Annotated in this window: 21 protein-coding genes; 9 read left to right on the top strand and 12 right to left on the bottom strand. The window is 71.6% G+C overall.

Annotated features, from left to right (window positions below; translation table 11 throughout):
- Nucleotides 1-137 precede the first annotated feature (137 nt).
- The 3 genes from ACQP2O_RS06310 to ACQP2O_RS06300 form a co-directional block, all read right to left on the bottom strand.
- Nucleotides 138-1,094 (bottom strand): hypothetical protein, encoded by a 957-nt coding sequence (locus ACQP2O_RS06310; protein ID WP_433180751.1) that lies wholly within the window; start codon nucleotides 1,092-1,094, stop codon nucleotides 138-140.
- 11 nt (nucleotides 1,095-1,105) lie between these two features.
- On the bottom strand, nucleotides 1,106-2,122 hold the full coding sequence (locus ACQP2O_RS06305) for a pectinesterase family protein (protein WP_433180749.1): 1,017 nt from the start codon (nucleotides 2,120-2,122) through the stop codon (nucleotides 1,106-1,108).
- Between the two features lie 116 nt (nucleotides 2,123-2,238).
- Entirely contained in the window at nucleotides 2,239-2,766 is a 528-nt protein-coding gene (locus ACQP2O_RS06300; protein WP_433180747.1) for a MarR family winged helix-turn-helix transcriptional regulator, read from the bottom strand.
- A gap of 32 nt (nucleotides 2,767-2,798) precedes the next feature.
- Between ACQP2O_RS06300 and ACQP2O_RS06295 the strand changes: the two genes are divergently transcribed.
- Entirely contained in the window at nucleotides 2,799-3,260 is a 462-nt protein-coding gene (locus ACQP2O_RS06295) for a MarR family winged helix-turn-helix transcriptional regulator (RefSeq protein WP_433180745.1), read from the top strand.
- An 84-nt stretch (nucleotides 3,261-3,344) separates the two neighbouring features.
- Nucleotides 3,345-4,331: an NAD-dependent epimerase/dehydratase family protein gene (locus ACQP2O_RS06290; RefSeq protein WP_433180743.1), complete on the top strand. Its 987-nt coding sequence runs from the start codon at nucleotides 3,345-3,347 to the stop codon at nucleotides 4,329-4,331.
- 438 nt (nucleotides 4,332-4,769) lie between these two features.
- On the opposite strand, the gene ACQP2O_RS06285 is transcribed toward ACQP2O_RS06290, so the two are convergent.
- From ACQP2O_RS06285 to ACQP2O_RS06275, 3 genes are read right to left on the bottom strand one after another with little or no spacing between them, the layout of a single operon-like run.
- Entirely contained in the window at nucleotides 4,770-5,897 is a 1,128-nt protein-coding gene (locus tag ACQP2O_RS06285) for a sensor histidine kinase (RefSeq protein WP_433180741.1), read from the bottom strand.
- Nucleotides 5,894-6,589 (bottom strand): response regulator, encoded by a 696-nt coding sequence (locus ACQP2O_RS06280; RefSeq protein WP_433180739.1) that lies wholly within the window; start codon nucleotides 6,587-6,589, stop codon nucleotides 5,894-5,896. Before ACQP2O_RS06280 ends, ACQP2O_RS06285 begins: the two co-directional genes overlap by 4 nt.
- Nucleotides 6,586-8,109, bottom strand: coding sequence for a hypothetical protein (locus ACQP2O_RS06275; RefSeq protein ID WP_433180737.1), 1,524 nt, complete (start codon nucleotides 8,107-8,109; stop codon nucleotides 6,586-6,588). Before ACQP2O_RS06275 ends, ACQP2O_RS06280 begins: the two co-directional genes overlap by 4 nt.
- Before the next feature lie 196 nt (nucleotides 8,110-8,305).
- Here ACQP2O_RS06275 and ACQP2O_RS06270 point away from each other — a divergent pair, with 196 nt between their 5' ends.
- From ACQP2O_RS06270 to ACQP2O_RS06250, 5 genes are all read left to right on the top strand, one after another.
- On the top strand, nucleotides 8,306-9,175 hold the full coding sequence (locus ACQP2O_RS06270; RefSeq protein WP_433180736.1) for a glycosyltransferase family 2 protein: 870 nt from the start codon (nucleotides 8,306-8,308) through the stop codon (nucleotides 9,173-9,175).
- The gene (locus ACQP2O_RS06265) at nucleotides 9,172-9,897 is read left to right on the top strand and encodes a TIGR04282 family arsenosugar biosynthesis glycosyltransferase (RefSeq protein ID WP_433180734.1); all 726 of its coding nucleotides are present in this window, start codon (nucleotides 9,172-9,174) and stop codon (nucleotides 9,895-9,897) included. The genes ACQP2O_RS06270 and ACQP2O_RS06265 overlap by 4 nt, the downstream gene beginning before the upstream one ends.
- Nucleotides 9,894-10,508, top strand: coding sequence for a class I SAM-dependent methyltransferase (locus tag ACQP2O_RS06260; protein WP_360901272.1), 615 nt, complete (start codon nucleotides 9,894-9,896; stop codon nucleotides 10,506-10,508). The genes ACQP2O_RS06265 and ACQP2O_RS06260 overlap by 4 nt, the downstream gene beginning before the upstream one ends.
- 164 nt (nucleotides 10,509-10,672) lie before the next feature.
- Complete coding sequence (locus ACQP2O_RS06255) at nucleotides 10,673-11,710, top strand: molybdopterin-dependent oxidoreductase (protein ID WP_433180732.1); 1,038 nt, start codon at nucleotides 10,673-10,675, stop codon at nucleotides 11,708-11,710.
- Nucleotides 11,707-12,123: a hypothetical protein gene (locus ACQP2O_RS06250; RefSeq protein ID WP_433180730.1), complete on the top strand. Its 417-nt coding sequence runs from the start codon at nucleotides 11,707-11,709 to the stop codon at nucleotides 12,121-12,123. The genes ACQP2O_RS06255 and ACQP2O_RS06250 overlap by 4 nt, the downstream gene beginning before the upstream one ends.
- Before the next feature lie 165 nt (nucleotides 12,124-12,288).
- Here ACQP2O_RS06250 and ACQP2O_RS06245 read toward each other — a convergent pair whose 3' ends face one another.
- The 3 genes from ACQP2O_RS06245 to ACQP2O_RS06235 all read right to left on the bottom strand — a co-directional run bounded on the left by ACQP2O_RS06245 (nucleotide 12,289) and on the right by ACQP2O_RS06235 (nucleotide 14,478).
- Complete coding sequence (locus ACQP2O_RS06245) at nucleotides 12,289-12,528, bottom strand: hypothetical protein (RefSeq protein WP_433180729.1); 240 nt, start codon at nucleotides 12,526-12,528, stop codon at nucleotides 12,289-12,291.
- Nucleotides 12,529-12,542: 14 nt separating this feature from the next.
- Nucleotides 12,543-13,685 (bottom strand): anion permease, encoded by a 1,143-nt coding sequence (locus tag ACQP2O_RS06240; protein WP_433180727.1) that lies wholly within the window; start codon nucleotides 13,683-13,685, stop codon nucleotides 12,543-12,545.
- A gap of 154 nt (nucleotides 13,686-13,839) precedes the next feature.
- On the bottom strand, nucleotides 13,840-14,478 hold the full coding sequence (locus ACQP2O_RS06235; protein ID WP_433180725.1) for an MBL fold metallo-hydrolase: 639 nt from the start codon (nucleotides 14,476-14,478) through the stop codon (nucleotides 13,840-13,842).
- An 82-nt stretch (nucleotides 14,479-14,560) separates the two neighbouring features.
- Between ACQP2O_RS06235 and ACQP2O_RS06230 the strand changes: the two genes are divergently transcribed.
- The gene (locus tag ACQP2O_RS06230; RefSeq protein WP_433180724.1) at nucleotides 14,561-14,983 is read left to right on the top strand and encodes a MarR family winged helix-turn-helix transcriptional regulator; all 423 of its coding nucleotides are present in this window, start codon (nucleotides 14,561-14,563) and stop codon (nucleotides 14,981-14,983) included.
- A gap of 195 nt (nucleotides 14,984-15,178) precedes the next feature.
- On the opposite strand, the gene ACQP2O_RS06225 is transcribed toward ACQP2O_RS06230, so the two are convergent.
- Both ACQP2O_RS06225 and ACQP2O_RS06220 read right to left on the bottom strand, forming a co-directional pair.
- Nucleotides 15,179-16,228, bottom strand: a complete 1,050-nt coding sequence (locus tag ACQP2O_RS06225) for a hypothetical protein (protein WP_433180722.1) — start codon at nucleotides 16,226-16,228, stop codon at nucleotides 15,179-15,181.
- A gap of 213 nt (nucleotides 16,229-16,441) precedes the next feature.
- Nucleotides 16,442-18,673, bottom strand: coding sequence for a hypothetical protein (locus ACQP2O_RS06220; protein ID WP_433180721.1), 2,232 nt, complete (start codon nucleotides 18,671-18,673; stop codon nucleotides 16,442-16,444).
- A 222-nt stretch (nucleotides 18,674-18,895) separates the two neighbouring features.
- On the opposite strand from ACQP2O_RS06220, the gene ACQP2O_RS06215 reads away from it, so the two are divergent.
- Nucleotides 18,896-19,231, top strand: coding sequence for an STAS domain-containing protein (locus ACQP2O_RS06215; RefSeq protein WP_433180719.1), 336 nt, complete (start codon nucleotides 18,896-18,898; stop codon nucleotides 19,229-19,231).
- A gap of 378 nt (nucleotides 19,232-19,609) precedes the next feature.
- Here the strand turns inward: ACQP2O_RS06215 and ACQP2O_RS06210 are convergent, their stop codons facing one another.
- Complete coding sequence (locus tag ACQP2O_RS06210) at nucleotides 19,610-20,410, bottom strand: transglycosylase family protein (RefSeq protein ID WP_433180717.1); 801 nt, start codon at nucleotides 20,408-20,410, stop codon at nucleotides 19,610-19,612.
- Between the last annotated feature and the right edge of the window lie 90 nt (nucleotides 20,411-20,500).

Raw genomic sequence — 20,500 nt, 5'->3', positions numbered from 1 at the left:
AGACGGGTAAGCGCCACTGCGTGCCGAGAAACCGAAGCCACTTCGCCGCCGATGGTGTCTCACCGCCGCCGCCGTGGACCGCAGATGGCCGTTATCTCCACCTTCTGCGGTCAACGACGGCGGCAATGAGGCCCTGGTCAGCTCGTTGTGTAGGTCACCCCTGTGTAGGCCGGGCTGCAGGAGTTTCCGCACGAACTCGGGAGGGAGAACGAATAGATGCGGCCGCCGTTGATCAGCGTATCGTTGGCGTCGGTCACGCGGATCCGGAAGTCGCGGCCGGCGGTCGCGGTCGCGCCGATGACGTACGCCTGGCCCATGTCGCTGTCCATCGTCGCGTTCTTCCAGGTGCTCCCGTCGTAGTACTGCACACCGTGGATCCCGTTCGGCAGGTGGGAGACGGCGATGACCGGCCACCAGACCTGCGCGCCCTGCAGGAACCCGATCTTGATGTCGCCGCTGTACCCGGGCGCGGACACGAACTGCCAGCTGATGTGCCGGTTGTTCCAGTGGTTCGGGTACATGTCGCCGACCGGTGTGCCGTTCTTGGCGAACCGGTTCAGCGACGCCTGCGCGAGGTCGAGGTGGTACGGGTCGTCGCGGCACCAGGCGTTGCCGTCGGCGCAGCTGTCTCCCACCAGCATCGTCAGCGTCGCGCCGTTGTAGGCGTCGGCGACCCAGGAGCCGTTCCGGCAGAACGCCTGGTTCGGCGCTCCGTCGTTGACGCCCGTGCAGTAGTCGCCGATCGTGACCTGGACGTACCGGCCGCAGTTCTGGCCGTTGGCGAAGATCCCCATGCGGGCCGCGTCCGACGCCGCGATCGGACGGGGATAGCCGTTGTAGTCGTGCGGGGTGTTGAAGACGTTGAGCGCGACGAAGTCCTGGCTGTCGAGGTTCGCCTGCGGCAGCCCGCACCCGCCGTACGGGGAGCCGAGCCCGGTGAACCAGGTCGCGTTGCCGGTCACCGGCGAGGACGCGGACGGCATCGCCGCCGGACGGGCTGCGCCGGCAGGCGATCCGGCCGCCACCGGGGAGGCGCAGGCGAGCAGCAGCGCGCTCAGGGCGGGCAGCCACCTGCGCGGACGAGGTCTGGGCATCTCAGCCTCCGTCAGTAGACCGGGTTCCAGCCGTCGGAGCCGGCCAGGTAGCGGGCCGGCGTGTAGGAGGACGCCTGGGAGGCGCTCAGCTGCGGCCGGTTGGAGTTGACCGCCGCACCGGCGCCCGTGTTCGCGTACTCGGAGAAGCGCGCGTCCTTCCACGAGAACCCGGACATGTCCGTCCAGGGGTCGTTGCGGATGTGCGCGCCGAGCGTGCACTCGCGGAACAGGACCTGGCCCACCGCGTTGGCGTCGTTGGACGGGTGCCAGGGGCGGCCGAGGTAGACCGACTTGGCCGGCGCGTTGCTCGTCAGCGTCGACTTGTAGAACAGGAAGCCGTAGGGATTGGCCTTGTTCGTGGCAGCCGCGGTGACGTACCCGTTGTTGCTCGACGAGCCGCGGCTCAGCGAGTGGATCTCCGACCGGTCGAACACCGCGGTCCCCCGGCCGAAGATGAAGTCGACGTCACCCTCGATGTAGGACGCGCGGATGTACGAGCGGCCGACCGTGCCCGTGCTCGCCGTCCACAGCAGCAGCGTGTCCTGGTTCGCGAGGACGCGCACGTTGTCCAGGACGGCCCGGTCGGCGCCCAGGTCCAGTGCCACCGCCTGCGAGCTGCCGTTCTTCGCCTCGTCGTAGTCGTTGGAGAACGTCAGGTTCGTGGCTTTGAAGTCGTTCGCGGACACGGACACCGTCGCGCTGCCCTGCGTCCCGTACTGGCTCGCCGCGTGGTTCTCGACGATGACGACCTGGTCCCTGCTCGACCCGAGGCCCTTGAGGGTGACGTGGGTCTTGGCGGACGGGACCGAGACGGTGCCCCGGTACGTCCCCGGCTTGATGTCGATCTCAAAGCCGGAGCCGTTGGACGGCGCGGCGTTCACGGCGGCCTGGACGGTGGTGTAGTTCCCGCTGCCGTCCTGGGCCACGGTGACGACCGTGGCCGCCGACGCCGGGCCGCCGAGCGCGACGAGCGTCATCGACGCCAGTGACACCGCGACGGCCGAACCGACTCGTCGTTCGCCGGACATCGCACCTCCTGAAGGGTCTCCCGATCAGGAGCAGGTTCCGCCGGGGCGGATCACGCGTCAAAGCCGTGGGCACGGGCCGGCCCGGCGGTGTCGGCCGCGGTGCGCGCCCCTGCTGGTCACCGGTCCGCCGACCGGCCGGGAGGCGGCCGATCCCCGCTGAAAGTTTCACCGGCGCCGGGTGCCGCGGTCAGCGCGGTGAAGGACTCGACGAACGAGGTCAGCAGCCGGGCGAACGTCGCCCGGTCGTCGTCCGGCCAGTCGGCCATCGCCCGCCCGAACGTCTCCTGCCGGAACCGATGCATCCGATCGAGCTGCTCCCGGGCGCGGTCGGTGAGCGCGACGGGCGTACGGCGGCCGTCGCGCTGGTCGGCCTGGCGGACGAGCAGGCCGGCGTCGACGGCGCGCGCCACCAGACGGCTCGCCCTCGGCTGGTCGACGTCGAGCGCCGCGGCCACCTCGGTGACCGTGCAAGGCCGTCCCATCCCCTCGATCGCGTCGAGGACGCCGAAGACGGTCGGGTCGAAGGTGCCGCCCTCGAGATCCCGCCCGAGCCTGCTCATCGCGCGGCGCGTCTGGCTGCGGCGGATGGCGACCATGGCGCGCTCCACCGCGGTTAGGGCCTCTTGTTGCCGTATCGGATCCATGGATGCTAGCTTACAAATGCATGCACTTTTACATGAAAGTTGAGGCATCGATGCAGCAGCGCCCCGACGTACGACAGACCCGCCCGTTCGGCTACTGGGTGAAGCACATCGACCAGCGCATCGAGGAGATGGGCCGCCGCGTACTCGCCGAGGAAGGGCTGAACCGGCGGTTCTGGCAGGTGCTCAACACGATCGCCTCCGGGCCGATCGGCCCGGAGCGACTGGACCAGGCCATGGCGCCGTTCATCACCGACGACGAGCCCACGATGCGGCCGTACGTCGACGAACTCGCCGACCGCGGCTGGGTCACCCGGACCGACGAGAGCGACCTCACGCTCACCGACACAGGCCGGGCCGCGTACGCCCGCGTGGCAGAGCGCATGCACGCCGCCCGCGCCCGCGTGGTCGACGGCCTGTCGAACGACGACTACGACACCCTGATGAGCCTCCTGGAGCGGATCGCCGGCAACCTCGACGCCGAAGTCGCCGCCTGATCGCATACGCGGTGATTCTTACGGAATGCGGACGGCTCGCCGCCGTCCCCGTTCCGGCCGTCTCGGCGTGGTTACCGTGCGAGCATGCGCGTGCTCGTGACCGGCTCCGCCGGGTTCATCGGATCCCACATCGTCGAGACCCTCCAGGAGCACGGCCATGAGGTGCGTCCGCTCGACCTGCGGTCGGGCGAGGACGTACGGGACGCCGCGACCGTCGCACGGTGCCTCATCGGCGCCGACGCGGTCTGCCATCAGGCGGCCAAGGTCGGGCTGGGCGTCGACGTCTCCGACCTGCCCGCCTACGCCTCGACGAACGTACTCGGCACGGCCGTCCTCCTCGCCGGCATGGCCGGGGCGGGCGTACGGCGGCTCGTACTGGCGTCGTCGATGGTGGTCTACGGCGAGGGCGCGTACGACTGCGCCGGGCACGGGCGGGTACGGCCCGGCCCCCGGGAGGAGGCCGACCTCGCTGCGGGCCGGTTCGAGCCCCGCTGCCCGCTGTGCGGCGCGGCGCTGATGCCGGGCACCGTCGGCGAGGACGCACCCGTCGACCCTCGCAACGCGTACGCCGATTCCAAGCTCGCCCAGGAGCACCTCGCCGCGTCCTGGGCCCGCGCGATCGGCGGGAGCGTCGTGGCGCTGCGCTACCACAACGTGTACGGGCCGCGGATGCCGCGCGACACCCCGTACGCGGGCGTCGCCGCGATCTTCCGCTCCAGCCTCGAACGCGGCGAGCCGCCCCGCGTCTTCGAGGACGGCGGGCAGCGCCGCGACTTCGTCCACGTACGGGACGTCGCCCGCGCCAACGTCCTGGCCCTGGAGTCGCCGGGGTCGCCGGCCGGCGCGCTGCGGTCGTACAACATCGCGAGCGGCGAGCCGCGCACGGTCGGCGACATGGCGGTCGCCCTCGCCAAGGTGTACGGCGGGCCCGATCCCGTGGTGACCGGCGACTACCGGCTGGGCGACGTCCGCCACATCGTCGCCTCGCCCGACCGCGCCCGTACGGAGCTCGGCTACCGGGCCGCCGTTCCGTTCGATGAGGGCATGGCCGAGTTCGCCACCCGGCCCTGAGTTCCCGTCGACGCCGACGGGCCGACACGGGCGAGCGGGCTCCGACCGGCGCGGGCCCGCCTGAGACGGTCTCGCCGCAGGCCGCGTCGACGTCGACGGGGCCGACGCGGGCAAGCGGCCTCCGACCGACCGGCGCGGGCCGACCGGAAACGGTCTGCCCGCAGGACGCGTCGACGTCGACGGGCCATGCCCGGCGCGGCGACACCTTTCGATGCCAAGCGCCGGGCCGGAGGCGGCCCCGGGAATCAGCCGCCCAGAGCAAGACCGACGACCAAGCGCCAGCCCGCCCCGGGAATCAGGCGCCTTGAGGAAGGCGGACAATGAAGCGGCAGCCCCCCGGGGATCAGGCGCCGCAGTGGAGGCGAACGACGCGGGAGGCGCCCCTGGGAACCAGGCACCCAGAGGAAGGCCGACTGCGGAGCGGGCGGCTCCCGCGAATCAGGCGCCTAGAGGGAGGCGGACGATGAAGCGGCAGCCGGGGCCCGCGTTCGAGACGCCGATCTGGCCGGCGTGGGCCTCGACGATGCCGCGGGCGATGGCCAGGCCGAGGCCGGCCCCGCCGCCCGGCGTGCGGGCGGCCTCGCCCCGGAAGGCAACGTCGAACAGGCGCGGGAGGTCCTCGTCCGGGATCCCGCCGCAGGCGTCGGACACCGCGACGTACGCCATGCCCTCCTCCGCGCCCGCCACGATCTCCACGCCGCCGTCCTCCGGCGTGTGCCGGATCGCGTTCACCACCAGGTTACGCAGCGCGCGGCCGAGCTCGGCGGCGTCCACCTCCACGGGCAGGGCTCCCTGCGCCTGTCCGCGCAGCCGGACGCCCTTGGCCCGGGCCAGCGGCTCCGTCCCGGCGACCGTCTCCGACACCAGGTCGCCGAGCCCGACCCGCTGCCGCGAGAGACGCAGCGCCCCGGCGTGGATCCGGGACAGCTCGAACAGGTCGTCCACCATCGCGGTGAGCCGGTCGGTCTCCGCTCGGATCTGCGCGTGGTACTGGCGCACCGTCGCCCGGTCGGCCACCACCTCGTCCTCGAGGGCCTCCGCCATGGCCCGCAGCCCGGCCAGCGGCGTACGCAGGTCGTGGCTCACCCAGGCGACGAGCTCGCGGCGGCTGCTCTCCAGCGCGCGTTCGCGGGCACGGGCGGCGTCGAGGTTGTCGTAGGCGGTGGACAGTTCGGTGCCGAGCTCGGCGAGTTCGGCGGGCAGCCGCCGCTCCGGCGGGCGGAACCGTCCGCTCTCCCCCGCCCGCCGTACGGACACCAGCAGCGAGCGCGTGCCGCCGATCAGCCGGTGGCCGAGCAGCAGGGACACGCCGAGCCCGACCAGCCCGCCGATCACGGTGACCGTCAGAGCGACGGACCGGTCATGGTCGCTGATCAGCATCTTCAGTGTGATCGCCACGATGCCGGCGACGGTGGCCAGGACGGTGGCGGCCGAGACGACGGCCAGCAGGGCGGCGATGGAACGCCCGCGCAGGGCGTACAGCGCCGAGACGCCGGCGGCGCCGACGAGCAGCGCGGCCCCGGCGGCGTACGCCACCACCTCGGCGAACGCGGTGAAAGGAATCATGTGAGCGGCTCGTATCGGTAGCCGACACCCCAGACGGTGAGGATCCGCCGGGGCGCGGTGGGGTCTTCTTCGATCTTCTCTCGGAGCCGGCGAACGTGGACGGTGACCGTCGACGAGTCGCCGAACTCCCAGCCCCAGACCTTCTGGAGCAGGTCCATGCGGGTGAACGCCTGCCGCGGATGGCGCATCAGGAACGCCAGCAGGTCGAACTCACGGGCGGTGAGGGAGATCTCCTCCCCGCCGAGCCGTACCTCGTGGGCGGCGGCGTCCACGGTCAGGTCGCCGTCGGTGATCGTCTCACCGGTCGGGGCGAGCGCGCCGCGCGCCCTGCGCAGGACGGACCTCACGCGCAGGGCCAGCTCACGCGGGCTGAACGGCTTGGTCACATAGTCGTCCGCACCCGTCTCCAGGCCGATGAGGCGGTCGGTCTCCTCGCCCAGCGCGGTCAGCATGACGATCGGCACCGGCCAGCGCTCGCGGAGCCGGCGACACACCTCCAGGCCGTCGATGCCGGGCAGCATGAGGTCGAGCACGACCAGGTCCGGAGGCTGCTCCTCGGCGGCGCGCAGCGCGGCGTGCCCGTCGGCGACACAGACGACCTCGTGCCCGTCGCGGACGAGGTAGCGGGAGACGACGTCGGCGACGGTCGGATCGTCGTCGACCACGAGGACACGGCCGGTCTCGGATCTCACCACGGCGACCTCACCAGGGCCTGGATCACGAGGGCGGTGGCCACCTGCGCGAGGAGCAGCGTACGGGCCGGCGGACGGACGACGGCGGGCGCGATCGTCGCCCACGCGGCGTACGGGATCCAGATCCGCTCCACCTCGCCACGCGTGACCCCGGACAGATCGAGGGCGATCATCCCGACGAACGCGGCGGCGACCGCCCACCCCAGCCGCCCGGTCCACGCGGGAACGCCAGGCCTCTCGACGGCAACGGCCCCGCGACCCGCGCTGCGCCACCGGCCCCTGGCGAGGGCGGCCGCGTGTCCGAGCACGGTGGGGAGGGCCACGGCGGTCGCGGGGCCGATCAGCAGCGCCAGCACGGACAGGTCGCCGACGAGGAAGTACGCGTACGGCCGGGCGCGCGCTCCGCCGCCGGCCGCCCAGGCCGTGTGCGTTCCGGCGACGCCCGCGAACCAGGAGAACCCGGCGAGCGTGAAGGCTGCGGGCACGACCACGCACCCTGCGGCCAGCGCGCCGAGAACCCCTCGGGACGGTCGCGTCAGGACGAGGACGGCGAGCGGCAGCGCGAACATCGGCAGCAGCCCGTAGCTCAGGTACGGCAGGGAGCCGAGCAGCAGCCCACCCGCGAACGCGCACCCGAGCACCGCCCATCCTCGCGCTCCCGGCCCGCGGTCCCCCGACGTGGACCGGAGCAGTCGAACTCCCCCTTCGAACCCGTCCGGAGCGGGCCGCGTGGCGGCGACCGTGACCAGGGCCACCGCCCAGGCGGCGACGCCGAGGAAGAAGGCGTCCATGCTGGTGGCGATCCAGAGGGCCGTGGGCGCGAGGACGACGAACGGCACCGCCCGGCGGGCCGCGTCGGCGCCGGCCAGCCTCCGCACGGTGACCGCGATCGCGGCCGAGGCGGAGCTCCCGGCGGTGATCACCAAGGCCGCCGCCCAGCCCGCGTCGCGCAGCCCCGCCCGCTGGAGCGCCCACAGGATCAGGGTCGGCAGGGGCGGATGGCCCTTCACGTGCGTCGGGTACGCCTGCATCGCCGCCGCGAACCCGCGGAGCCAGCGGAGCGGATGATCGCCGATCGCGGGCAGGCCCGCGAGGTACTCGGTCGGGGCGGTCAGCGGGCGGGCGAGTCCGTCCGGCAGCTGGAGGGCGACGGCCCACAGCGCCGATCCGAGCCACGCGGTCAGCAGCACCGCCCCCCACGGCAGCCGTCGGGCCGCGACCGGCAGGACCGTGATCCCGACCAGCCCCACGACCATCGCGGGCAGCAGCGGCCCGATCAACAGCCGGGGCTCCGCGTGCAACGGCGGGAACCGGTCCACCGGGAGATGCCCGGTGGACCGGAGGATCGCGCCGGCTCCGAACCCGACCACGATGATCGCGCCCCACACCGCGAGCGCCGTGCGGCGGCGCGCGACCGTACGGCCGGTGAACCGTCCGGCCGCCCGGCCCGGCTCACCCAAGGGACCGTAGGAATGCTCTTCGCTGCCGGGCGAGGTCACCGGCCCGCTGAAGCTGATCACATCTTCACAGTAGGGCTGACCAGTGGGGATGCGCCCTACACGTCATCACTCCGTAAGGGTTGGCCACGGATGTTCCGGCTCGGCGTCCACCTGAGCACACCAGGACGCCGAGGTTGATCACGAGCGGATCCGCCACGGATCCCCGTCATCACTCCGTAAGGGTCGATCACCGAGGTCCGGGCGTAGCGTCGCCGACATGATCGACGTCGTACTGCCCTGCCTCGACGAGGCCGCCGCACTGCCGTGGGTGCTGACGAGGATGCCCGAGGGTTATCGCCCGATCGTGGTCGACAACGGGTCCACCGACGGCTCGGCTGAGATCGCCGCGGAGCACGGTGCACTCGTCGTCCCCGAGCCACGTCGTGGGTTCGGCGCCGCCTGCCACGCCGGGCTGCTGGCCGCGAGCGCCGAGATCGTCTGCTTCATGGACGCGGACGCGTCCCTCGACCCCACCGACCTGCCCAAGGTCGTCGGCCTCCTCGCCGATGACGACGGCGAGCCGCCGGACGGCACCACCGTGCGCACGGACGCTCCCGATAGGAGGTCGTGGGATAGGGCCCCCATGGGCACGAACGGTCCCGACCGCGGGTCATGGGAAGAGGCCGCTATAGGCGCGAACGCTCCCGACGGCCGGCCGTGGGACAGGGCCACCATGGGCGCGAACGCTCCCGACAGCGGGCCGTGGGACAGGGCGACCTTGAGCACGAAGGCTCCCGACGGCGCATCCGGGGTCGATCTCGCGCTCGGCCGACGGCGACCGGTGTCGCTCCGCGCCTGGCCGCCGCATGCCCGGCTCGGCAACGCCGTCGTCGCGCGTCGCGCCGGTCTGCGCGACCTCGGACCGATGCGGGCGGCGCGGCGGGCTCGCCTGCTCGACCTGGGCCTGACCGACCGGCGGTCCGGATACCCGCTGGAGATGGTGCTGCGAGCCCGCGCCGCAGGGTGGCGCATCGCCGAGACGGACGTCGCCTACCACCCGCGGACCGGCCGTTCCAAGGTCACCGGCACCGTACGGGGAACGCTGCGGGCGATCCAGGACATGCGACACGTGCTGGAGACGGTATGACGGCCCTTGAAGTGGAAGACGACCTGGCCGCAGGCGGGTCGACGACGCTGCTGGTCATCGCCAAGGAACCGGTGCCCGGCCGGGTCAAGACGCGGCTCACACCGCCGTACACGCCGGAACAGGCGGCCTCGCTGGCGGAGGCCGCGCTGGCCGACACTCTCGCCGCCGTCGCCGCGACCCCGGCGGCGCGGCGCGTGCTGGTCCTCGCCGGGCATCCGGGGCCGTGGCTGCCGGAAGGGTTCGAGGTGATCCCGCAGCGGGGCGAGGGCCTCGACGAGAGGCTCGCGAACGCCTTCGCCGACGCCGACGGCGCCGCGGTCCTGGTCGGCATGGACACGCCCCAGGTCACTCCCGCCGCGCTCACCCGGGCGGCACGGTGTCTGGAGGACGGGGACGCGGTCTTCGGACCGGCCGCCGACGGCGGCTTCTGGCTGATCGGCCTGCGCGAGCCCGATCCCCGGCTGTTCCTCGGCGTGCCGATGTCCCGCCCGGACACGGGGGCGCACCAGCGCGCCCGCCTGCGCGGCATGCGCGTCACCACGCTCGACACGCTGACCGACGTGGACACCGCCGCCGACGCCGTACGAGTGGCGGCACAGGCCCCCGGAACACGCTTCGCGGCCACGCTTACCGCCCTGGCCGTACCGAGTCCCCGCACGAACGAATACAGCCTGGCTTCCGTAGGCCCAGCAGCCCGTCCGACGGAGGAGGCCGCGCGGTGATCGGCGGCTTGTACGAGGGTTCGCTCGCCGGGCTCGGGGCGGTGGAGATCGAGCACGCCGACGGGCGGCGTGAGCGACTGCCCGTGGACCAGTGGTGCGACGGGCGGCCGGGCGACGACGCGCTGCTTGACCGCTGCGCCGGGCCGACCCTCGACGTGGGGTCCGGTCCCGGGCGGCTCACCGTCGCGCTCGCCGAGCGTGGCCTGCCGGCACTGGGCATCGACGTCACTCCGTACGCCGTGGAGATGACGCGTGCGGCGGGCGGGCTGGCCCTGGTCCGCGACGTGTTCGACCACGTCCCGGGTGCCGGACGCTGGGAGACGGTGCTGCTGGCCGACGGCAACATCGGCATCGGCGGCGACCCGGTGGTGCTGCTGCACCGTGTCGAGGCGCTGCTGCACCGGGGCGGCCGGGCCGTTGTCGAGTTGCATTCGGTGACGCGCACCGAATGGATACGGCTGCGCGACGGGCGGCGGGCGAGCGGCTGGTTCCGCTGGGCGCACGTCGGGCGGGACGCGATCGGCGGGTACGCGGAGCAGGCCGGGCTGCGCGTCGCCGAGGTCTGGACGGAGGCCGAGCGATGGTTCGCGGACCTCGCCCCGACCGGCTGATCGCCGCGTTCCGCCGGTTCGGCAGGCTCCGACGGTTGGGCGCGTTCCCACGGCTCCGCGCATTCCAGCGACTCGGCGCATTCCAGCGACTCGGCGCATTCCGGCGGCTCGGTGGGAGGGCCGGCGACGAGCGTACGGCCGCGTGGCTCGGTATCGGGCTAGGTGTGAGTTTCACCGTGGCATTCGTCACCGGGCTGATCAGTCACTTCATGCAGCACCCGCCGGGATGGGCGGTCTGGCCGTCCCGGCCGGTCGGCCTCTACCGCCTTACACAGGGCCTGCACGTGATCGGCGGCCTGGCCACGATCCCGCTGCTGCTCGCCAAGCTGTGGACGGTCTATCCGAAGCTGTGGCAGTGGCCGCCGGTGCGCTCGGCGGGACACGCGGTCGAACGGGCGCTGGTCTTCCCGTTGGTCGCCGGCGCGCTGTTCCAGCTGGTGACCGGGCTGTTCAATATCGCGTACTTCTATCCGTTCCCGTTCTTCTTCCCGGCGGCGCACTACTGGACGGCCTACATCGTCTACGGTGCGCTCCTCATCCACGTCGCGAACCAGTGGGCCAAGGTGCGCGGCCTGTGGGGCACCAAGGCGCCGGCCGCCCGTCCGGTGGGGCCGTCCCGCCGGGGCGTGCTCGCGACCGTCGCGGGGGCGTGTGGCCTGGTCGGGCTGGTGACCGTCGGGGAGACGTTCACGCCGCTCGGCGGGCTGGCGCTGCTGGCCCCGCGCCGGCCGGGGGTGGGACCGCAACGCCTGCCGGTGAACAAGACCGCGGCGGCCGCCGGCGTCACCCGGGATCCGGCCTGGCGGCTCGCCGTCACCGGTGACGTGACGCGCGAACTGTCCCTCTCCCTCGCCGATCTGCGGGCCATGCCCCGCCATGTCGTACGCCTGCCGATCGCCTGTGTCGAGGGCTGGAGCGCGGAGGCGACCTGGGCGGGCGTCCGGCTCCGTGACGTCCTCCACGCGGCGGGCGTCGACGCGGACGCCCGCGTACGGGTGGAGTCGCTGGAGGCGCGCGGGCGATACCGGACCTCGGAGGTGGACCCTCCGCACTGGCACGACGAGCTCACGCTCCTCGCCCTGGATCTGAACGGCGAGCCGCTGTCGCTCGATCACGGGTACCCGTGCCGCCTGATCGCGCCCGACCGTCCCGGCGTGCTGCAGACCAAGTGGATCGCCCGGCTGGTGGTGAGCCGGTCGTGAAGGGCCGGCTCGTCGTCTACGGCCTCGGCGCGGCGCTGATCGGCGTCGGCGGCGTCGGGCTGCTCGCGGACGCCGCCGATACGCACCCGGCGGGCTGGTTCGTCTGGTTCGTGGGCGCGGCCCTCGCCCACGACCTGCTGCTGGCCCCGCTGCTGCTCGCGGCGGCGGCGCTGACGGGGCGGATCCCCGGGCCGTACCGCGGACCGGTCCGGGTCTCGTTGATCCTCGCGGGCTCGGTCTCGGCCGTGGCGCTGCCGATGGTCCTCGGGCTCGGCCGCCAGGCCGGTAATCCCTCGCGGCTCCCCCAGGCGTACGGCGTCCACCTGGCCGTCGTCGTGGGCGTGATCGGCCTGGCGGGCGCCGTCGCCACGGTGGTCCGGCTCAGACGAGGACGCTCCCGCCGTCGACGGTGAGGACGGTTCCGGTGGCGAACGGCTTCGTCATGAGGAACACGTACGCCCGGCGATGTCCTCGACCTCGCCGACGAGCACCTCCTCCAGGACGCCGACGCCCCGGACCGCCGGCCTGCGGGGCGGCGCGGGACCTGACCGGGCCGCCGCGCCGCTGACGAGGCCGGATCAGTGGAACTGCGGGACGATCAGATAGATGCCGTAGCCGACGATCACCGCGCAGGCGAGGAAGCACAGGCCCGCCCCCACTGTCGCCAACGTCGTGCTTTCCCCCCGGCCGTGGTGGGCACCCTCGGGCGAGCGTGACGACCACGCGAGGATGCCGACCGCGAAGATCACTACGATCGCCACTCCGACGGCGAAGGCGACCGCGGCCACCTCGCCGAGGGCGTTCCACTTGATGTCCATCGACGTACTCCCTCTCACGCGGCGGAGGCCTGCGGAGGCGGCAGGACCGTCGTCGTCGGTTGGTCGTTCACGTTGGCGGCGTGCACCGGGTTCCGCCGGGAGATCGCGTAGATCGCGACCGCCACGGCGACCGCCGCTATGAAGACCACGGAGATCCCCACGGTGCCCTGCTCGGCCACTGCCGCGGCGACCCCTCCGACCGCCGCCGCCGCGGGCAGCGTGAACACCCACGCCAGCACCATCCGGCCCGCGACGCTCCAGCGCACCTCCGCGAGCCGGCGGCCGACCCCCGCGCCGAGGATCGCGCCGGAGCAGACCTGCGTCGTGGACAGCGCGAACCCGAGGTGGGACGAGGCCAGGATGACGGTGGTGGCCGAGGTCTCGGCCGCGAAGCCCTGCGGCGACTCGATGTCGGTGAGTCCCTTGCCCATCGTCCGGATGATCCGCCAGCCGCCGATGTACGTCCCGAACGCGATCGCCAGGCCGGCCATCAAGACGACCCACCACGGCGGGCCGGAACCGTGCGCCAGGATGCCCGCGGAGATCAGCGTGAGGGTGATGACGCCCATGGTCTTCTGCGCGTCGTTGGTCCCGTGCGCCAGTGACACGAGTGAGGCCGAGGCGATCTGCCCGCCCTTGAACCCTCGGCCGACCTTGTCCCGGTCCCCACGGGAGGTGATCACGTACGCCAGGTAGGTTGCCGTCATCGCGACCACGCCCGCGATCAGCGGCGAGGCGAGCGCGGGGATGACGATCTTCTCCATCACCGTGCTGAAGTGCACGCCCTTGACCCCGGCGCCCACCCACGTCGCGCCGATGAGGCCGCCGAACAGCGCGTGGGACGAGCTCGACGGCAGGCCGAGCAGCCAGGTCACGAGGTTCCACACGATGGCGCCGACCAGGCCCGCGAAGATCATCGATGGTTTGACGAGGGAGTCGTCGACGATCCCGCCGGAGATGGTCTTCGCGACCTCCGTGGACAGGAACGCGCCGACCAGGTTGAGCGCCCCCGAGATCGCCACCGCGATTCGGGGAGGTAGTGCACCGGTCGCGATGGACGTCGCCATCGCGTTCGCGGTGTCGTGGAAGCCGTTGGTGAAGTCGAACGCCAGGGCCGTGATCACGACGGCCACGACCAGAAACGACCAGTTGCCCATTGATCCCGCAATCTGAGCGGCGGCGTTTACCCCCAAAATCCTATTTTGGTGCGCTTAACAAAGAGTGAACCGATCGCAACAGTCGCGTTCGGCATCGGCAATGTTGCCCCATGGTGACAGCGGGGACGCCCCCGAGGCGTCCCCGCCGCCCGCATCAGAGTTCGACGACGTCGTCCGGTGAGAGCCGGTCGTACGCGGCGCCGGTGCCCGGACCGTTCTCACCGAGGAGGCCGTTCACGAGCGTCTTGCCGACCTCGCTGAGGATCTCGTCGTGCACGGAGAAGGCGCGGGCCGGCTTGACGGCGCGGACGTAGTCGATGGCCTCGGCGGGCTTCTGCCAAGGGCCGCTGATCGGCACCATGAGGGTGTCGACCGTCCGCTCCGGCACGGTGAAGGCGTCACCCGGGTGGAAGATCTTCCCGTCGACGAGGAACCCGACGTTGCCGATACGCGGGATGTCCGGATGGATGACCGCGTGCCACTCCCCGTACACCTCCACGCCGATGCCGTCGATGTCGAAGGCGTCACCGTGACCGACGGCCGTGACCCGGCCGCCCAGTCCTTCGAGCTTGGCGGCGGTGGCGCTGTTGGTCCAGACGCGGAGTCCCGGCGACGCGTCGAGCGCGGCGCGGAGCGCGCCCTCGTCGAAGTGATCGAAGTGCTCGTGGGTGACGAGCACCGCGTCGGCGCCCTCCAACGCTCCCGGCCCGGTCAGGCCGCCGGGGTCCACCACCAGCGTCGTGCCGTCCTTCTCCAGCCTGATGCAGGCGTGTCCCAGCTTCGTCAGCTTCATGCCCGACGTCCCCTCACTCCGAATTTGTACAGTTTGGCTGTATATCTCCGCCGAATATACAGCAAGGCTGTAGAGTCCCCGTGTGAGCGAGGTGGACGTCGACGAAATCGCCCGCGAACTACGGCTGGTCATCGGACGGTTGGTGCGGCGGGCCCGCGACCGGACGGACCTGCCCGCCGGGCAGGCGGCCGTCCTCGGCAACCTCGACCGGGAAGGCCCCATGAGCACCAGCGAACTGGCCGACCGGCAGCACGTACGGCACCAGTCGATGGCGCGTACCGTCGGGCAGCTCATCTCCCTCGAGCTGATCTCCTCCGGGCCGCACCCGCACGACCGCCGCAAGAATCTGCTCGGCATCACCGACGCGGGACGCGCCGCGCTGCAGAGCCAGCGGACCAGGAGGGCCGGCTGGCTGGCCGAGGCGATCGGCAGTGAGCTCAGCCCCGAAGAACAGCGCGCCCTGGCCGGCGCGATCCCGCTCCTGGGTCGGCTCGCGGACCACTGAACGGGGCTGGACGACGTACGGGCCCGGGACGTGGGTCCCAGGCCCGTACGAAGAATCGGCCGGCGGATGACCGGCCGGCCCGATCGACCGGTGAACGATCGACCGAACCTGGCCGAACGATCAGCCGAGGCGACCGGTCAGTGAACGATCGGCCTGCGAGGTGATGACCGTCCCGCGCGGCCGTTCAGCGGGCGCTCAGCCGGCGCTGAGGTAGAGGCCGTAGCCGGTCGGGTCGTCGGGGTCGCCCTCCGGGTACGATCCGCCGCCCGACCAGACGGTCTTCGTGCCCGGACGGTTCTCCAGCGTGGTCAGGTTGACGTCGTAGTTGGTCGGGCGCGGCGCGGCCGCGGAGGTGAGCTTGTCGCCCGTGACGTGGACGAACGTCGGGTCCCACCCGCCCTGCAGGATCCACGCGCCGCCCGATCCGTCGGCGGCCACCTTGGTGTAGCCGACGCCCTTCGTGGCGACGAAGGTCTTGGCCTTCGTGCCGGTCAGCCGGAGCGCCAGCGGCTTGTAGCAGGTGTCGTCGCCGTCCACGCCGCACTCCCACGACTGCGAGCCGACCGCCCAGACGCTCTTACCCGACACGGTGACGTCCATGAAGGTCGTGGTCGCGTCGGCACTCGGCTTGGGCAGGGTGACGGTCTTGGCGACCTTCCACGACTTACCGGTCCAGTGGATCACCGCGCCTTTGGTGGCGCCGATGGCCCCGGCCGCCCAGATGTTCTTGGCGGACACCGCGTGAATGGAGCCGACCTGGGCGGGCAGTTTCACACTCGCCCACTTCTTGCCGTTCCAGTGCCGGGCCGTCGTGCCGCCGTTGACCGCCCACACATCGGAGGCACTGATCGCCTCGGCGTCGGTCGGGTGGAAGCCGCCGGTGAACTTCGACAGCGTCCACTTCTTGCCGTTCCAGCGCACGATCGAGCCATCTTCGCCGAACGCCCAGACGTTCTTGCTCGACGACGCGTCGATGACCTTGAGCGACATCGACCAGCTCGCGGGCAGCTTCACGTCCTTCCAGGTCGTCCCGGACAGGTGCTGGATGAGCGGCCGGCTCTTCCCGTTGACGTCCTGCTCGCCCACCGCCCAACTGCTGCCGGTGGACGCGACGGTCAGGTCGTTGATGCCCTCGTGCTTCGTGGCCTGGGTGATCCGCCAGGCCGGAGTGGCCGCATGCGCCGTACCGGCGCCGATTCCGAAGGCCAGCGCCGCCGCGCCGGCCCCCATGAGCATTCGTCGCATCTTCACCCTTTCGGTGAACCGCTCAGTGAGATTCGGTAAGGGACGCCCGGCGCTCACTCCAGCGCGCCGCCGACCCATCTCGGGCGAATGTCGTGAGATCACCAAGTGGGTCCGAGGCGGAGCGCTCGCGCTTACCGTAAACATCCCTTCACTAAGGAGACGCCGGACATGATCGTCTGGTTCACGCGATCGTCACTTTCCGGGATTTCGGCTCTATCGAGATGGACCCGTCGCCTCTTCGGGGAACTCCGCCAGTAGCCCTTCCGCCGCCTCACGAACGCCCGGGTCCGCGTCCTCCAGCAGTTCGGCCACCAGAGGGAGGCACTCCTCGATCGTCGAGCGGACGTGCTCGGCCCAGTCCTCATCGGCCGGTACGGCGGCGGCCCGCGCGATCTCGGTCAGCAGGACCAGCAGGGGACGCCGGACGTGGTTGTTCGGATCCGCCGCGAGCTTCACGAGGTACGAGCCGGCCGCGACGGTCACCGGGAAGACCGCCCCTTCCTCGTACAGAGTGGCGCGCAGGTCGGGCAGTGCCGCCTCGGCGGCCTCGGCGTCGGCGGACGCCGCGGCGAGGATCCAGCCCGGGAACTCGGTGGCCGGCCCCCGCGCGCCCTCCAGCTGGTCCCAGGCGAACCGGTCCAGCAGCTCAATCAGCTCCCGCTGCGGCCACAGGAGATCGGCGTCGAGGCGCAGGATGGCGCTCTCCGTCGAACCACTGACGGTGAGGGTCCCTCCCGGATCCAGTCTCAGCGTCTTGATGCCGAACCCGAGGCCCAAGGTCGCGACGCGGGCGGTGCGCATGTCCCACAGGCGTACCATCCCGGTGCGCCATGCCACCGCGAAGGCGGGTCCGGTCGGCAGGTGCTCGGCGCTGACCGCGACCACCGGCCCGCCCTGACGGTCCAGCCCTTTCGGCCCCCAGCCACCCTCCTCGGGCAGCCACACCTTCACGAGCCCGGTCTCGTCCCCGCTCACCACCGTGACCCCGAAGCCGTCGAACCGCCGGCAGGCGATCGCCGTCACCCCCGCCTTGTGCGCCGTACGGACAAGCGGAGGCACCGGGACCGCCTCCGAAGGCGTGCCTTCCGCACCGGTGTCCGGCGCAGAGTCGCCCGGTGCCGCGTTCTCCACAGCCGCGTCGACCGTTCCAGAGGCACCCGAAGCAGGATCGCGAAATGCCTCGTCGCCCGACGCCGCATCGTCCGGACTCCGTTCGCCCGAAGCCGCGCCGCCGGGGGCCGGATCGTCCGCGCCAGGGGCGTCCGGACGGGTGGCCAGCCAGACGTGCAGGCCGCCTGCCTGGTCCCCCGCCGCTACGCCGGCGTCCGGATCCGCGGTCCAGGTGGTGAGGCCCGCCGGTCGGTCGGCGCCGCGCAGCGGTGCCGGGAGCTCAGGCTCGGCGGACGGCAGCGGCTGGTCGGAGACGGCCTCCACGGTCCACCACCCGTCGGGGTCGGACTGTCCCGGGCGGAGCGACAGCGATTCGGGGGCCGGTGGTCCCGCGCTGTCCTGGGGATCCGGTGCGTCGGCTGGAGGGGACTTGATGTCGTCGCTCCAGTCGACGCCGAGCGTACGGGCGAGGTCCTCGAGGGCCGTACGGGTCCGGGCGAACACCATGAAGAGGTAGTCGGCCTCTCCCCCTCCGTCGAGGTAGATGATCGCGTCGGGTGCGCCGTAGGCGACGATCCGGGTGCTGAGTTCACGCCAGGGCAGCAGGCCCAGTTCCGGGAAGGTCCGCCGGATCCGGTCCTCAAGCTCGGGCTCCACCTCGCCAAGGCGCACGCTCCAGCCGAAGTGGTAGGGCAACCGCATCACGGCCAGCTGCAGGAAGAACTCCGAGATCGACCGGGACTGCATGACCCAGCCGTCCTCGTCACTGACCAGCACCTTCGGATCGGCGAGGGCGGCGTCGGCGGCGAGGTACCCCCATTCGTTGCAGTACTCATACTCCGCCTTGAACACGCAGACCCGGTGGTCGTCGCCCGGCCCGACGAAGGGGTTGCCCGGCGGCAGCCCGTCCGAGACGCCGTAGCCGGTGGGGTCGGGACGTACCGTCGGCGGCCACTCCGGGTTCGTCCAGTACAGGCGCGGCTGGTAGGTGAAGGAGTTGAACGGCAGGTCCCACCACTCGTCCAGCGCCGCGGGGATCGGCAGTGCCAGGTCGACGCGGGCGAACTCGTCGTCCTCCTCGCCCGTCCACTCGGTCTTGAGGCGGCGGACGTACGCCTCGTGTTCGGACTCCGACCAGCGCGGCCAGCGAGGTTCGCCACCGGGCGGCTCGTACCCCCATTCCTCCTGGAACGCCCGCAGCAGTTCCCAGCGCGGGCCGGTGTCCGCCAGGTGCGCGGCGAACTCGTCGGGGGTCATGCGCCTGCGGTCGTCCCACCGCGGCATCACCCGCCGCAGTCGCTCGCTGAACCGTCCGTAATCGATGATCTCCGGCACGGCGGCCAGCGTAGGGGATGATCCGGGTGTTTGCCGTCTATGGGACTTTCGGCCCTAGTGCCGCCCGTTGCCGTCCAGCGACCATTCTCTTACCAGGCGGAGATCGAGCCGATACGGCCGGTCAGCGCCGCGCCGGGGGGGCGTGGCGCGCTCCGTCCTTCTGATCCGGGGACATTCATGGCAGGAAAGCCGCTGGCCTATCCGCCTTCTGCAGGTTGGGACATGGCCATACCGGAAGGCTGGCAGCGCCTCGCACCGGCGCTCAGAACGATCGTGCGGGTACGTCCGGGCGCGGCTCCCGTGGTCTCGGTCCACGGCGAACTGGACATCGCCTGCGCAGGTGCCTTCGAAGACCTCGTGCTCGAGGTGATCATCCGGCACGGGCCCGATGTCGTCATCGATGCGTCCGGTCTGTCGTTCTGTGACGCGCGCGGACTCGGCGCCCTGGTGCGGTGCGCCAACGAGGCCGGCCGATCGGGCGGGCGGCTCACGCTGGCCGATCCGGACCACCGGCTCCGCCGGCTACTGCGGATCGTCCACCTCGACCACCTTATGTGACCGACATCACATCCACCGGAGGTTTACCCGGAAGCACCCAATCGCGCCTGAATACCGGTGCGGCTCGGATGTCGCGGCCCGCTGTTCGACATTGTCGACAGCGGGCCGTTGACGTGCCCGAACACGTCTCTTAACGTCACTGGAACGCCTGCTGGAGAACGGGTCCCCGGATCCCGGAGCCTCCGAGAACAGAAGATCGTCGGCCGCCCTCGACGCCCCCCGGCGGCCGAATCCCTGATCGCCCCTTCCCCCCGGTTTTCGGGCGGGGTGCGTCCCCGGCACCCCGTCCGCGAGCCTTTCCCCGCGATCGCCGCAGGCTTGCCCCTTCCCCCTGCTTACGGGCGGGGTGCTCCCCCCGCACCCCGCCCGTGACGCGTCTCAGCTGAACAGGAAGTGACCGCAGTTCGGCCACTGACCCTGCCAGCGGCCGTTCACGCGGTTGTAGAGGAGCTGGGCCCGGTAGGTCTGCTCGGCCGCGGACGCCCCGCTGGGCAGTCCCGAGCCGCCGACCGTCGCCCAGGACTGCCGGTTGAACTGGTAGAGCCCGTAGTAACCGGCCGGGTTCACCGCCCTGGGGTTGCCGCCCGACTCGCACTTGGCCAGCGCCGCCCAGTTGAGCCGGGCCGCCGAGCCGGTGCCGACCCCCTGGGGGCCGAGCGAGACGATCTGCGACACGGGCTTGCGCTTGATCTTCTGGTCGATGACGGCCTCGACCTTCTTGCCGTGCCGCCGTACGTACGCGGTCGTCACGAGCTTGAGGCCGGAGCGGCCCTCCCGGGTCACCTTGCGGCTGAAGGGCGGAAGCTTGCCGTCCTTCTTCTCGACCGTCGACGCCGGGATCGCGACCTTCTTGGTCTTCGGCGCGGACAGGAGCCGCAGCACCTTGATCGTGGCCGTGGGAGGTTCCTCTGCGGCGGGCGTGACCAGGTCGTACTTGCCGAGCTGGATTTTCAGCTGGGCGAGCACCTCCCGGACCGTACCCGCCGTCGTCATGGTCTCGGCCTGCTTCTTGCGATCGACGAAGACGACCACCTTGTGCGGGGTGACCGTGGGACTCACCGCCGCGTCGCGGGGCGCGACCGCCGCAGCGTCCTTCTTGTCGCCCTTGGAACCGCTGCCACAGGCCGAAGCGGTGATCGCGAGCAGCGTCAAGCCGGTGACCACAAGGTAACGGCGCACATTTCCTCCGTATCTGCAGCCCCCCGTATCAGGCAGACCATAGCGGAGCCAAATGGCCTCATTTGCATCAACGGCAGAATTTCGCACCAT

The sequence above is a fragment of the Actinoallomurus sp. CA-150999 genome (genome assembly GCF_050942425.1).
GTDB lineage: Bacteria > Actinomycetota > Actinomycetes > Streptosporangiales > Streptosporangiaceae > Actinoallomurus.
This window is presented reverse-complemented; position numbering and strand designations above follow the sequence as displayed.

Bases quoted from the DNA above. Each gene is read 5' to 3' on its own strand.
- ACQP2O_RS06310 (WP_433180751.1), bottom strand. From the start codon at position 1,094: ATGCCCAGACCTCGTCCGCGCAGGTGGCTGCCCGCCCTGAGCGCGCTG.
- ACQP2O_RS06305 (WP_433180749.1), bottom strand. From the start codon at position 2,122: ATGTCCGGCGAACGACGAGTCGGTTCGGCCGTCGCGGTGTCACTGGCG.
- ACQP2O_RS06300 (WP_433180747.1), bottom strand. From the start codon at position 2,766: ATGGATCCGATACGGCAACAAGAGGCCCTAACCGCGGTGGAGCGCGCC.
- ACQP2O_RS06295 (WP_433180745.1), top strand. From the start codon at position 2,799: ATGAAAGTTGAGGCATCGATGCAGCAGCGCCCCGACGTACGACAGACC.
- ACQP2O_RS06290 (WP_433180743.1), top strand. From the start codon at position 3,345: ATGCGCGTGCTCGTGACCGGCTCCGCCGGGTTCATCGGATCCCACATC.
- ACQP2O_RS06285 (WP_433180741.1), bottom strand. From the start codon at position 5,897: ATGATTCCTTTCACCGCGTTCGCCGAGGTGGTGGCGTACGCCGCCGGG.
- ACQP2O_RS06270 (WP_433180736.1), top strand. From the start codon at position 8,306: ATGATCGACGTCGTACTGCCCTGCCTCGACGAGGCCGCCGCACTGCCG.
- ACQP2O_RS06265 (WP_433180734.1), top strand. From the start codon at position 9,172: ATGACGGCCCTTGAAGTGGAAGACGACCTGGCCGCAGGCGGGTCGACG.
- ACQP2O_RS06245 (WP_433180729.1), bottom strand. From the start codon at position 12,528: ATGGACATCAAGTGGAACGCCCTCGGCGAGGTGGCCGCGGTCGCCTTC.
- ACQP2O_RS06240 (WP_433180727.1), bottom strand. From the start codon at position 13,685: ATGGGCAACTGGTCGTTTCTGGTCGTGGCCGTCGTGATCACGGCCCTG.
- ACQP2O_RS06235 (WP_433180725.1), bottom strand. From the start codon at position 14,478: ATGAAGCTGACGAAGCTGGGACACGCCTGCATCAGGCTGGAGAAGGAC.
- ACQP2O_RS06225 (WP_433180722.1), bottom strand. From the start codon at position 16,228: ATGCGACGAATGCTCATGGGGGCCGGCGCGGCGGCGCTGGCCTTCGGA.
- ACQP2O_RS06215 (WP_433180719.1), top strand. From the start codon at position 18,896: ATGGCCATACCGGAAGGCTGGCAGCGCCTCGCACCGGCGCTCAGAACG.